General features: G+C 54.0%; 6 protein-coding genes. 4 read left to right on the top strand and 2 right to left on the bottom strand.

All coding sequences use genetic code 11. From position 1 onward, the window contains the following. Positions 1-139: 139 nt before the first annotated feature. Together malQ and malP are read right to left on the bottom strand one after the other, a co-directional pair. Positions 140-2,227 carry a 4-alpha-glucanotransferase gene (gene malQ / locus ACJY2G_RS05330; protein WP_439291446.1) on the bottom strand — a complete coding sequence of 696 codons (2,088 nt, stop codon included), beginning with the start codon at positions 2,225-2,227 and terminating at the stop codon, positions 140-142. Between the two features lie 9 nt (positions 2,228-2,236). Next, complete coding sequence (gene malP / locus ACJY2G_RS05325; protein WP_430320026.1) at positions 2,237-4,639, bottom strand: maltodextrin phosphorylase; 2,403 nt, start codon at positions 4,637-4,639, stop codon at positions 2,237-2,239. Positions 4,640-4,959: 320 nt separating this feature from the next. On the opposite strand from malP, the gene malT reads away from it, so the two are divergent. The 4 genes from malT to pdeR all read left to right on the top strand — a co-directional run bounded on the left by malT (position 4,960) and on the right by pdeR (position 13,234). Beyond that, positions 4,960-7,686: an HTH-type transcriptional regulator MalT gene (gene malT / locus ACJY2G_RS05320; RefSeq protein WP_120162365.1), complete on the top strand. Its 2,727-nt coding sequence runs from the start codon at positions 4,960-4,962 to the stop codon at positions 7,684-7,686. 264 nt (positions 7,687-7,950) lie between these two features. Next, positions 7,951-8,235 carry a YjcB family protein gene (locus ACJY2G_RS05315; protein WP_112286748.1) on the top strand — a complete coding sequence of 95 codons (285 nt, stop codon included), beginning with the start codon at positions 7,951-7,953 and terminating at the stop codon, positions 8,233-8,235. A gap of 400 nt (positions 8,236-8,635) precedes the next feature. After that, positions 8,636-10,933, top strand: a complete 2,298-nt coding sequence (gene bglX, locus ACJY2G_RS05310) for a beta-glucosidase BglX (RefSeq protein WP_439291444.1) — start codon at positions 8,636-8,638, stop codon at positions 10,931-10,933. Positions 10,934-11,215: 282 nt separating this feature from the next. After that, positions 11,216-13,234 (top strand): cyclic di-GMP phosphodiesterase, encoded by a 2,019-nt coding sequence (gene pdeR, locus ACJY2G_RS05305; RefSeq protein ID WP_430320084.1) that lies wholly within the window; start codon positions 11,216-11,218, stop codon positions 13,232-13,234. Positions 13,235-13,236: the final 2 nt, after the last annotated feature.

Here is a 13,236-nt window from a genome sequence, read left to right as displayed (position 1 = left end):
AGCAAGATAAAGTTTGAAGTGCTGCGGAAAGCCTGACCGCAGTCTATATCAGGGTTTTGTTATTGGTTGATTTATACACACAAATAAAAAAGGAGCACTCCCTCACGGCAGCACTCCCTTTTCACTTCTTTTTTAAACCTCAGCTTACCGAAACTTTCCGGCGGCGTTTATCGAGGTCTTTAATTAGCTTATTCACCTGCTCGTCGGCGAACATCTCTTCGAGGGAGGTGGACAGTTTACGGCGCCAGTTCGGGTATTCGTCGCTGGTGCCGGGCACGTTGACCGGCGCGTCCATGTCTAACCAGTCTTCTGGTTGCAGGCCGAGCAAAGCACAGGCGCTGTCAGCGACGTAGCGTTGCAGACCACGGTTGAGCACCGGCGTCATCTCCATCAATGCCGCTTTACGTCCGGTTTTTTTAGGGATGCAGTCGTAATGGTGTAAGCCGTCAAGCAGCCCCTGACGCGCACGGGCGCGGTCGGCGTACAGCTCCTGCAACACATCTTCATCGCGGTACAGTCCCAGCGATTTACCCAGCGCCAGATCGTCACTTTGCCAGTATCCGCGCAGCGTCGGCAGGTCATGCGTGGTGATCGTCGCCATCGCCTGAACCGGATACGACTGCGGCGCACGGAAGTTGTTTTCCTCATCACGCTCGAAATACAGCACTTTGTAGGAATACACCCCGCCTTCGCGCAGCTTACTGACGATCTCTACCGGGACGGTGCCCAGATCTTCACCAATCACCATGCAGCGGTGACGCTGACTTTCCAGCGCCAGAATAGCCAGCAGATCGTCTACCGGATATTGCACATATGCGCCTTTATCCGCCGTTTCACCCGCCGGGATCCACCATAAACGCAATAACGTCATCACGTGATCAATACGCAACGCGCCACAGCTGGTCATGTTTGAACGCAGCAGATCGATAAACGGCTGATAACCGCGTTTCACCATCACGTGTGGATCCATCGGGCGCAGATCCCAGTTCTGACCCAGCGGCCCGAGGATATCCGGCGGTGCGCCGACCGAGGCTTTCAGGCAGTACAGCTCGCCATCGCCCCAGGTTTCCGAGCCACCTTCCACCACACCGACGGCCAGATCGCGGTATAAACCGATCGGCATGTCGCCCTGCTGGCTGACCTCGTAGCATTGTGAAAATTGCGTTTCTGCCAGCCATTGCAGCCAGAGGTAAAACTCCACATCCTGCGCATGTTGTTCACAGAAAGCGCGCACTGCAGGGCCACGCGCATTATGATATTGCTCCGGCCAGCGGTTCCATCCGAGTGCAACATCCGTCTCTTTCGCCAGATGTTCGTATAACGCGTCAAACGCCGCCTGCAGATACAGACTTTCCCCGCCCTGCTTCACAAAAGCCGCCAGCGATTTCACCTGCGCATCCTGCACTTTACGCTTCAGGAATTGCGCGTAGGCCAGCCGTAATCCTTCGAGTTTGAGCGGCATCACTTCACCGTAATCCACCCAGTCGCTGGCGCGCACGGCCTGTAACCGTTGCTGCGTCAGCGGCAGATTCCACCACTGTTGGGCGGCCTGGCTCAGCCTGAAATCGTCGACGGCACTGACGTCGATATAAATCACGTTCAGCCAGCGGCGCGACGACGGACTGTAAGGGCTGGCCGCCACCGGATTGGCCGGATACAGCGCATGAATAGGATTCAGCCCGACAAACGCACCGCCACGCTCAGCGACCTTTTTCAGCAACAACCGGAGATCGCCGAAATCGCCAATCCCCCAGTTATTTTCTGAACGCAGCGTATAAAGTTGTACGCACGCGCCCCACAGCTTTTTGCCCGCCAGCAATGCATCAGGTTCATAGCAGCGTTTCGGGGCGACAATCACCCGGCAATCCCACTGCTGCGCATCCTGTGTCAGCGTCAGCTGGTGATAACCGGCAGGGATTTTACCCGGCAGCGCCAGGGTCATTTTACCGCTGATTCGCCCTTGCTGAATTGCGCCGCTTTCCAGTTTGAGTGTCCAGGCATATTCACCTTCCCCCCCGACCGGCAATGCCAGACGGCTGCCGGAAACGAACACTTTCACCGCAGGAACCGGCATAACAACCGGGCGGCTTTCCGCCACCCAGCCCATTGCGGCTAACAGTTCACGCTTAGTTTCAGGCGCAATCGCCTGCTGCTTACCGTGCGCGTTGATAAAACCAGAGGAAATACCCGCCTCCCTGGCGGCCTGCTCCAGTGCTTTGTTCTCCATGCGGGCTCCTTAACGTTTCGCCTGCCAGATCCGCTGCTGGTAATCGCGGATCGAGCGGTCGGAACTGAACATCCCAACACGCGCCGTGTTGAGAATGGTTTTGCGCGTCCAGTCTTCCTGGTCACGATACAGCACATCAACTTTTTGCTGTGCAGCGCAATAATCAGCAAAGTCCGCCAGCACCAGATAAGGATCACCGCCCCCCAGCAAACTGTCGAGCATCAGGCTGAAGGCCTGTTTGTCGCCATCGCTGAAGAAGCCGTTTTCCAGCTCTTTGAGGATCTTATCCAGGTGCTTGTCTTTTTTGCGGATCTTGAGCGGATCGTAGCCTTTCGCCTGCAACGCTTTGACCTGATCAACCGTGTTGCCAAAGATGAAGATATTGTCTTCCCCGACTTCTTCAGCAATCTCGACATTCGCGCCGTCGAGCGTGCCGACGGTCAGCGCGCCGTTCAGCGCCAGCTTCATGTTACCGGTGCCTGAGGCTTCTTTCCCGGCGGTCGAAATCTGCTCGGAAACGTCCGCGGCCGGGATCATCAACTCAGCGACAGAAACGCGGTAATCCGGGATAAACACCACTTTGATGCGGTCGCGCACCAGCGGGTCGTTATTCACTTTTTCCGCCACTTTGTTAATAGCGTAGATGATGTTTTTCGCCAGGTAATAACCCGGTGCCGCTTTCGCGCCGAACAGGAAGACGCGTGGCACCATGTCCATTTCCGGGTTATCACGCAGCTGACGGTAAAGGGACAGAATGTGCAGCAGGTTAAGATGCTGACGTTTGTATTCGTGCAGGCGTTTGATCTGCACATCGAAAATGGCGTCAGGATTGAGCGTCAGCCCCATAACGCTTTTCACGTAGTGCGCCAGTTTGATTTTATTCTCGCGCTTAATCGTCTGGTAACGCTGACGGAATTTTTTATCGTCGGCGAAACTTTCCAGCCCTTTCAGGGCATCCAGATCGTTAACCCATTCGGTTTTCAGCGTGTCGTCAATCAGCGCAGACAGGGCCGGATTACACTGTTTCAGCCAGCGGCGCGGCGTAATACCGTTGGTGACGTTATGGAATTTGTTCGGCCACAGCTGGTGATATTCCGGGAACAGATCTTTCACCACCAGTTCGGAGTGCAACGCCGCCACGCCGTTCACCGCAAAACCACTGACTACGCACAGGTTGGCCATACGGACTTGTTTGTTCTGGTGAACAGACAGTTTTTCCCACACCGCTTTATCGCCCGGCCACTGCTTTTCGACCACTTTCTTGAAGCGGGTGTTAATGGCTTTGATCAGCGAGAAGTGGCGCGGTAACAGGCTGCGCACCAGTTTTTCGTCCCAGCATTCCAGCGCTTCAGGCATCAGCGTGTGGTTGGTATACGCGAAGGTCTGGCTGGTGATTGCCCAGGCAGCGTCCCAGTCCAGCTGATGCTCGTCGAGCAAAATACGCAGCAGTTCAGGAATGGCAATGGTCGGGTGCGTGTCGTTGAGCTGGATGACTTCGAATTTCGGTAAATCCTCAATTTTGCGACCGAGGAAATGATGACGACGCAGGATATCGCCTACCGAACAGGCGCACTGGAAATACTGCTGCATCAGGCGCAGGCGTTTACCGGCGTCGTGGTTGTCATTCGGATACAACACTTTGGTGAGCTTCGCCGCATCAATGCCTTTTTGCTCAGCTTTGAGAAATTCACCGTCGTTGAACAAGGTCAGATCAAACGGATGCACATCAGTCGCCTGCCACAAACGCAGTGGCTGGGTGACGCCATTTTTATAGCCGACCACCGGCAAATCCCAGGCTTCACCGCGCAGGGAGAACGCCGGATGCCATTGTTCTTCGCCATTCTCGTTCCTGGTCAGTTTGCCGCCAAACGCCACGTCAACAGACAGCGAACTGTTGTGGCTGAACCACGGATAGCTTTCGCGATGCCAGTTATCCGGCGCTTCCTGCTGTTTGCCTTCGCTGAACGACTGACGGAACAGACCGTACTGATAATTCAGGCCGTAGCCGGTTGCCGGTTGTCCGACGGTCGCCATCGAATCAAGGAAACAGGCCGCCAGACGCCCTAATCCGCCATTACCCAGCGCCGGATCGGTTTCCTGCTCCAGCACATCGGCCAGCTCAACGCCTTGCTCTTTCAGCGCCTGGTTGACGGTTTCATACCAGCCGAGGTTGATCAGGTTATTCGCGGTCAGGCGCCCGATCAGAAATTCCATCGAAATATAGTTTACGTGCCGTTGCGGCTGTTTTGTCGCTTTAGGCGCAGGCTGCGCACTCAGCTGTTCGGACAGCGCGGCACTGGTGGCCTGCCACCACTGATGCGGTGTCATATCCTTTGCCTGTTGCAAACCGAACCCCTGCCACTGGCGTTTTAGCGCGGCTAAAAACTGCGTCTTATCCAAAGTCACCTGCATCACATGCCTCTTTATCCTGGAATTTGTAGGGAAGTCTGATGTTGATTATCACTATGCTGACGCTTGTGCCTGTGAGCAGCATCATCCTGCCAAAGATTAGGCAGGGAGGAGAAACGGGGCGTAGCCGGAGGAAACGGGGGATCAGGGGGAAGCTCTGAAAATTTGTATTTAGAAGTGTGATGCAGAGCAACTTAACGGCATGTAAAAACGTAACATTCTTGCAATCAATGTTTCAAAGGAGGACTTTAGAAAAAGTGATTAATTACACGCTGCGAAATAATTATTACGCCTCCTGACTACCGTCAAAAGAATCGAAAAAAATGCTGATCCCGTCGAAATTGAGCCGCCCGGTGCGGCAGCAAAATACAGTGGTTCGCGATCGTCTGCTGACGAAGCTCTCGACTGCGCCAAATTACCGTCTGACCCTGGTCGCCAGTCCGGCGGGCTATGGGAAAACGACGCTGGTCGCACATTGGGCGGCGGGCAAAAGCGATCTCGGCTGGTATTCGCTGGATGAAAGTGACAATCAGCCGGAGCGTTTTGCCAGCTATCTGATTGCGGCGGTACAACAGGCCTGCGGCGGTCATTGCGTCAAAAGTGAAGCACTGAGTCAGAAACACCAGTACGCCAGTTTATCGGCGCTGTTTGCTCAGCTGTTTGTTGAGCTTTCCGACTGGCACCGTCCGCTGCTGCTGGTTATCGACGATTATCACCTGATTTCTAACGACGCCATCCATGAAGGGATGCGTTTTTTCCTGCGTCATCAGCCGGAAAATCTGTCGCTGGTGGTCCTTTCGCGCACCCTGCCACCGCTGGGTATCGCCAATATGCGTGTCCGCGATCAGTTGCTGGAACTTAACGCCACGCATCTGGCCTTTACGCACCCGGAAACCCAGCAATTTTTCGACAACCGGCTGAAAGACCCCATCGATCAGGCCGACAGTGGCCGTCTGTGCGACGAAGTGGCTGGCTGGGCAACGGCACTCCAGCTGATCGCGTTATCCGCACGTCAGTCCACCACGTCGTCGCAGCAGTCTACGCAGCAGTCCGCCCGCAAACTGGCCGGGCTGAATGCCAGCCATCTTTCAGAATATCTGGTGGATGAAGTGCTGGATCGCGTGGATGCGCCGACACGAGACTTTTTGCTGCGCTGCTCACTGCTGCGGTCAATGAACGATGCGCTGATTGTGCGCCTGACCGGCAGCGAAAACGGCCAGCAGCGCCTCGAGGAACTGGAACGTCAGGGGCTTTTCATTCACCGCATGGATGACACCGGCGAATGGTTTAACTTCCATCCGCTGTTTGCCACTTTCCTGCGCCAGCGGTGTCAGTGGGAACTGTCGACAGAACTGCCGGCGATTCACCGTGCCGCTGCCGAAGGCTGGCTGGCGCAAGGTTTTCCAGCCGAAGCTATCCATCATGCGCTGGGGGCGGAAGACATCAATATGCTGCGCGATATTCTGCTGCAACACGCCTGGGCACTGTTCAATCAGAGCGAACTGGCGTTGCTGGAAGAATGTCTGGCCGCGCTGCCGTATGACCGCCTGATCCAGAATCCTAAACTGGTGCTGTTGCAGGCGTGGCTGGCACAAAGTCAGCACCGTTATGCCGAAGTGGAAACGTTACTGTTGCGCGCCGAAAGCGAAATGCAGCAGCGCAATATCGTCATGGAACAGGAACTCGCGGCGGAATTTGATGCCCTGCGGGCGCAGGTGGCGATTAACGATGGCCGTCAGGATGAAGCTGAAAAACTGGCCGCCGACGCCCTGAAATATCTGCCGTATGAAAGCTATTACAGCCGGATTGTGGCGACCTCAGTCACCGGCGAAATCCAGCACTGCAAAGGTGATCTGACCCGCGCGCTGCCGCTGATGCAGCAAACCGAACAGATTGCCCGCCGTTATGAAGCCTATCACTACGCGTTATGGGCATTGCTGCAACAGAGTGAAATCCTGATTGCGCAGGGCTTTTTGCAGGCGGCGTTTGAGATGCAGGATCGCGCTTTTGAACTGGTGCGTGAACAGCATCTGGAACAGCTGCCGATGCACGAATTTCTACTGCGTCTGCGCTCGCAATTGCTGTGGTCGTGGTCGCGGCTCGATGATGCCGAAGACGCCGCCCGTCAGGGGCTCGACGTGCTGACCAACTTCCAGCCGCAACAGCAGTTGCAGTGTCTGGCGATGCTGGCGAAATGTTCTCTGGCCCGCGGTCAGCTCGATAACGCACATCACCATTTACAGCGCTGTGAAAGCCTGCTCAAAACCGGTCAGTATCACATCGACTGGCTGACCAATACCGACAAGCCACGGGTGATTTACTGGCAGATGATCGGCGACAAAGCCGCTGCCCGCCAGTGGCTGCAACAGGCGCGTAAACCCGACATGGCCGACAACCATTTCCAGCAAGGCCAGTGGCGTAATATCGCCCGCGTGCAGATTTTGCTGGAACAGTTTGATGAAGCCGAAGTGGTGCTCGATGAGCTGAATCAGAATGCGCGTCAGTTGCGCCTGACCAGCGATCTCAACCGCAATCTGCTGCTCAGCAATCTGCTTTACTGGCATACCGGCCGTAAAAATGATGCGCAGCGGGTGTTGATCGAAGCGCTGGGGCTGGCGAACCGTACGGGTTTTGTCAGTCATTTCGTCATCGAAGGGGAAATGATGGCGCAGCAGTTGCGTCAGTTGCTGCAACTCAATCTGCTGCCGGAACTGGAACAGCGCCGTGCTCAGCAAATTCTGCGTGAAATTAACCAGCACCATCGTCATAAGTTCGCGCACTTCGACGAAGGGTTCGTCAATAAACTGCTGACCCATCCGCAGGTGCCGGAACTGATCCGCACCAGTCCGCTGACCCAGCGCGAATGGCAGGTTCTCGGGCTGATTTACTCCGGTTACAGCAACGATCAGATCGCCGGTGAACTCGATGTCGCGTCCACCACCATCAAAACGCATATCCGCAATTTGTACCAGAAACTGGGCGTGGCACACCGTCAGGAAGCTGTCCAGCAGGCACAACATTTATTGCAGGTGATGGGCTACGGCGCCTGATTCACCGGGTAAGGCAACGCGCACTTCCGTTATCGCGCACTTCTCTTTTCATAACACATCATCAAAATAAGTTGATGTGTTATGCCTATTTTTCATTAGCGAACATATTTTGCTCAAAAATAAAATCCGGTGATATAATGTGACCTTCGTCACACTATTGTAATTCACCATTTCTTCAGAAAAGCCCGCTGCCAACCTGTTATAACAGCCATCCGGCTGATTTTGGCTTTGTGTAAACGGCTGTAGTGAGTAAGGATTTTATCGATGGGTACTTTAACTGCAGGGATTGTCATGATGCGCTGGGAATTGCTGAGCGCCTTTTTGATGTTCTGCACCAGCCAGCTTAATATTGTTTGCCGCCAGTCCAGCCGCAATACCATGGCCTTTGTTTGCAGCGGTCTCGGCCTGACCGTGACCTGTTTCTTCGTCATGAGCCTGATGGGCATGAATTATGATGCCGCCGCCGTCGCGCAGTTCTGGGCAAACACGAAAGACGTTTTCTTTGATGTGATGAGCAAAACCCCGACCGATATGTCTTATTACTATTAATCCGATTCGCTCACCGCGTGTCGTTGAGAACAGATGAAAGAAAGGCAGAACATGATGTTCTGCCTTTTTTATTGCCCTGATAATGAACATTCAGGCCAGCTTGCTGATTATTTGTTCACCTGCATATCATTTAATCCTAAATTTAGAAAAATGCGTGGCGTATCTGAGGTCTTTTTGTACGTGAGTTTCTGATTACCTGTAAATTGCAGTCTGCTCCGCAATGTAAAACGATATTGTGCGCAGGGCATAAACTATTCATTGCTAATAGTTGAAGGGTCGTATTAGATTCTCACCCATACTTTTCTTAGATACTTTTCTTAGAATGATCATTGCTTTGTTTGCTTCAGGCTGCTGAATTTTCACCGGTTTGGCACCCCTGCTTATGGCTGAAGGAATTCCGATGAATACGCATCACGTGCTTGGCGCGTTAGTGTTACTGGTAAGTTCTGCTTCTTCGCTCGCCGTTGAAACGACGGGCATTCCCCAGGATCAGGTAAAAGAGCGCAATGCGTTTATTGCTGACCTGATGAAAAAAATGACCATTGATGAAAAAATCGGTCAGCTGAATCTGGTCACTGTGGGGCCGGACTATCAGAAAGAAGCCATTATGGCTGACATCCGCGCCGGTAAAGTCGGTGGCGTGTTTAATACCGTCACTAAACCTGATATTCGCCGTATGCAGGATCAGGTCAAAGAAAGCCGCCTGAAGATCCCCCCGTTTTATGCCTATGACGTGGTGCATGGTCAGCGCACTATTTTCCCTATCAGCCTTGGCCTTGCCGCCAGCTGGGATATGCTGGCCGTCAACACCAGCGCACGTATTTCCGCACTGGAAACCGCAGCTGATGGCCTGAATATGACCTTCTCGCCAATGGTCGATATTACCCGTGATCCGCGCTGGGGCCGTGTCTCCGAAGGTTTTGGCGAAGACACCTACCTGACGTCCCGCCTGGCACATGAAATGGTCACGGGTTATCAGGGCAAAGACCCTTCCGCACCCGACGCCGTGATGGCTAACGTCAAACACTACGCGCTGTACGGCGCGGTGGAAGGCGGTCGCGAATACAACACCGTGGACATGAGCCTGACCCGCATGTTCAACGATTACATGCCACCGTATAAAGCGGCGGTAGATGCCGGTGCCGGTGGCGTGATGGTTGCCCTCAACAGTGTTAACGGCATTCCCGCGACGTCAAATACCTGGTTGCTGAAAGATATTCTGCGCGATGACTGGCAGTTCAAAGGTCTGACAGTGAGTGACCACGGCGCTATTGGCGGTCTGGTCAAACACGGCGTGGCCGAAGATGATCGTCAGGCGGCTGCGATGGCGCTGAAAGCCGGTGTCGATATGGACATGGCCGACAATATGTACGGTAAGTATCTGAAAGGATTGCTCGCCGACGGTCTGGTGAGTCAGCAGGATATTGACCGTGCCGTGCGTGACGTTCTGGCTGCCAAATGGGACATGGGGCTGTTTGTCGATGAATACCGTCATTTAGGTCCGCAGTCGAGCGACCCGGCGGACACCAATGCCGAAAGCCGTCTGCACCGCACCGAAGCCCGCGAAGTCGCGCGCACGTCCCTCGTGTTGCTGAAAAACACCAACGAGACGCTGCCGTTACAGAAAAAAGGCACCATTGCCGTGATTGGCCCGCTGGCTGACAGCAAACGCGATGTGATGGGCAGCTGGTCTGCCGCCGGTAAAGCCGCTCAGACCGTGACTGTCTTGCAGGGGATGAAAGATGTCCTCGGTGACAAAGGCACATTGTTATATGCACGCGGTGCTAACATCACCGACGATCAGGGGATGGTCGATTTCCTTAATTCCTACGACAAGCAGGTGATCAACGACCCGCGTAAACCGCAGGACATGATTGATGAAGCGGTGAAAACAGCTGAGAAATCAGATGTCGTGGTGGCTGTGGTCGGTGAAGCACAGGGTATGGCGCATGAAGCCTCCAGCCGTTCAGATATCAGCATTCCGCAAAGCCAGCGTGACCTGCTCAAGGCGCTGAAAGCCACCGGTAAGCCGCTGGTGATTGTGCTGATGAATGGTCGTCCTCTGACACTGACGTGGGAAAATGACATCTCTGATGCCATGCTGGAAACCTGGTTCGCCGGCACCGAAGGCGGTCACGCGATTGCCGACGTTCTGTTTGGCGATTACAACCCGTCAGGCAAACTGCCGATGACCTTCCCGCGTTCGGTCGGGCAAATTCCTTTGTATAACAGCGTGCTGAATACCGGTCGTCCGTTCAATCCGCAGCATCCGGATAAATACACAACCCGTTATTTCGATATCACCAACGGGCCGCTGTTCCCGTTTGGTTATGGCCTGAGCTACACCCGTTTCAGCGTGTCTGACGTGAGCCTTTCATCCACAACCATGGATGCGAAACATCCGCTGACAGCCAGTGTCACGGTGAAAAACACCGGCAAAGTCAGTGGCGCGACGATCGTCCAGCTGTATCTGCAGGATGTCACCGCGTCGATCAGTCGTCCGGTGAAAGAGCTGAAGAACTTTGAGAAGATCACCCTCCAGCCGGGTGAAGAGAAAACCGTGACATTTGCTATCAATGAAAGAGATTTACGTTTCTACAATGACAAGCTGAAATGGGCCTCTGAACCCGGTAAGTTCAACGTATTCGTCGGGTTAGATTCTCAGGATGTGAAGAAAACCAGCTTCCTGCTGAAATAACATATCGGGTCTGAAACCAGGCCCGATATGCAGTCAGCACGTTCTCTCTCAGGCGGGATCCCGGCAACGGAACCCGCCTGTTCTGAGCAGTAATTTCTGTCCGGTGACTGGATATATAACCGACAGTTGCTAACCTTAAATTCAATGTGTTACGCCTTCCGGCTCTGTATCCGATAGTTGCGGAGCGGTGCGGGTGTGCTGAGCAGAGTAAACTCCGTCTGTGCTGACTATCGCCATGTCGCCACACTGGCGGCGTATAGCGTTCTTTTCGGAGAAACATTCATGGTCGATTCTCAAGATGCGTCCATCCTGTACCTGCATTTTGGTACGCCCCGCCCATACTGGCGAGTGGGTTCTGACAGCAATGCACTGGAGCTGTCCGCAGAGAAAGGCGTTGTTAATGTTGCTATCTCCCTGACCCAATGGCAGGCGGGAAAAATCAGGCAACTGACCGGGATCACCTCAAGTTTCACGCTGGACATCACCCTGTTCGGCTCCCCTGTACGCCTTTATCTTGTCGGCCGAAAAATTGACAGCAAAGCCTGGGCTGGCACGGCATCGGCATATCAGGACACTGAATCCGTCGCGCACGATCTTGAAGTCGGTCTGACTTTCGCTGAACAGGTGGTTTCCGAAGCCAACTCCGTGATTGTGATCATCGACCAGGAAGGCAAAATCCATCGTTTTAACCGGCTGAGCGAAGAATATACCGGCCTGCGCGAAGAAGATGTCATTGGCCGCAGCGCCTACGATTTATTCATGTCGATGGAAGAAGGTCTGGCGTCACGCCAGAACATCAACGGTTTTTTTCAGCATCAGCAATCCTACGAAGTCGAACGCTGGATCAATACGGTTAAAGGTCAGCGGCTGTTCCTGTTTCGCAATAAATTCGTCCACAGCGGCAGCGGTAAACAGCAAAAATATCTGATCTGTTCGGGTTCTGACATCACGGACGAGCGCAAAGCGCATGAACGTCTGCGCGTGCTGGCCAACACCGATCTGGTCACCGGTTTCGCCAACCGCAACGCGTTACAGGAATCTCTGGCCAGAGCCCTTCTCGAGCGCGGCGAAAACAAAGTCGGGCTGATTTATCTGGATCTGGATAACTTCAAAAAGGTGAACGACGCCTACGGCCATATGTTTGGCGATCACCTGTTGCGGGCGGTATCCGACGCTATTCAGGATTGTCTGTCGCCTAACGATAAGCTCGCGCGCCTCGGCGGCGATGAATTCATTATCCTCAGTATCCATGCAGAACTGAGCGCACTGGAGGCACTGAGCCAGCGCGTGTTGCGCCGCCTGAGCCTGCCATTTCGTATCGGTCTCATTGAAGTCTATACCGGCTGTTCCGGCGGCATTGCTATCTGTCCGGAACACGGCACTGACGGCGATACGCTGCTGCAAAACGCCGATACCGCCATGTATGTGGCGAAGGAAAAAGGCAAAAATGCGCACTGCGTTTTCTCGCCGGGCATGAATGAAAAAGCCTCAGAATACATGTGGCTGGATACGCATTTACGCAAAGCGCTGGCGGAAAAAGACCAGCTGGTTTTGCACTATCAGCCGAAAGTGTCACTTTATGGCACTGTGCAAAGTGTCGAAGCGCTGTTGCGCTGGAATTCGCCGGAACGCGGTCTTATCCAGCCACAAAGTTTTATCCCTTATGCCGAAGAATCTGGCCTGATTACACCCATCGGCAAATGGGTGATCGAAACCGCCACCCGTCAGGCGACTGAGTGGCAGAAAAAGGGGCTGAATCTGCGCGTGGCCGTGAATCTTTCCGGACGCCAGCTGAATAATGGCTCGTTTATCACGACGCTGTCTGACGCCATGAAAAAAGCCGGCATGAAAGGGTGTCTGCTCGATTTTGAACTGACCGAAAGCTGCCTGGTGGAAGACGAGGGCGCAGCTGTCGCCATGATTAACCAGTTGCATAAACTCGGCGCGCAGGTGCATCTGGATGATTTCGGTACCGGTTATTCTTCCCTGTCCCAGCTGGCACGCATTCCGCTCGACTGCATTAAGCTCGACCAGAGTTTTGTCCGTGGGATCAATGACAATCCGGTTTCCCAGGCGCTGGTGCGGGCGATTGTGGCAGTGGCGAAAACCCTGCAACTGACCGTGGTGGCGGAAGGGGTGGAAACGGCTGAAGAAGAGAAGTTAATTGACGAGATTGGTGTGGACAGCAAACAGGGCTTTCTTTACGCCAGGCCAATGCCCGCAACGGAACTCGAGCACTGGCTTGAAGAAAAAATGATTGCTTCACCCAATATTTTTAAACCTAAAGCAAAACAGAAATAGCG

The organism is Rahnella sp. ATs2, from assembly GCF_051851855.1.
GTDB classification, from domain to species: domain Bacteria; phylum Pseudomonadota; class Gammaproteobacteria; order Enterobacterales; family Enterobacteriaceae; genus Rahnella; species Rahnella variigena.
This window is presented reverse-complemented; position numbering and strand designations above follow the sequence as displayed.

Excerpts from the sequence above, each read along its gene's own strand:
- malQ (WP_439291446.1), bottom strand. The coding sequence starts at position 2,227 with ATGGAGAACAAAGCACTGGAGCAGGCCGCCAGGGAGGCGGGTATTTCC.
- malP (WP_430320026.1), bottom strand. The coding sequence starts at position 4,639 with ATGCAGGTGACTTTGGATAAGACGCAGTTTTTAGCCGCGCTAAAACGC.
- malT (WP_120162365.1), top strand. The coding sequence starts at position 4,960 with ATGCTGATCCCGTCGAAATTGAGCCGCCCGGTGCGGCAGCAAAATACA.
- ACJY2G_RS05315 (WP_112286748.1), top strand. The coding sequence starts at position 7,951 with ATGGGTACTTTAACTGCAGGGATTGTCATGATGCGCTGGGAATTGCTG.
- bglX (WP_439291444.1), top strand. The coding sequence starts at position 8,636 with ATGAATACGCATCACGTGCTTGGCGCGTTAGTGTTACTGGTAAGTTCT.
- pdeR (WP_430320084.1), top strand. The coding sequence starts at position 11,216 with ATGGTCGATTCTCAAGATGCGTCCATCCTGTACCTGCATTTTGGTACG.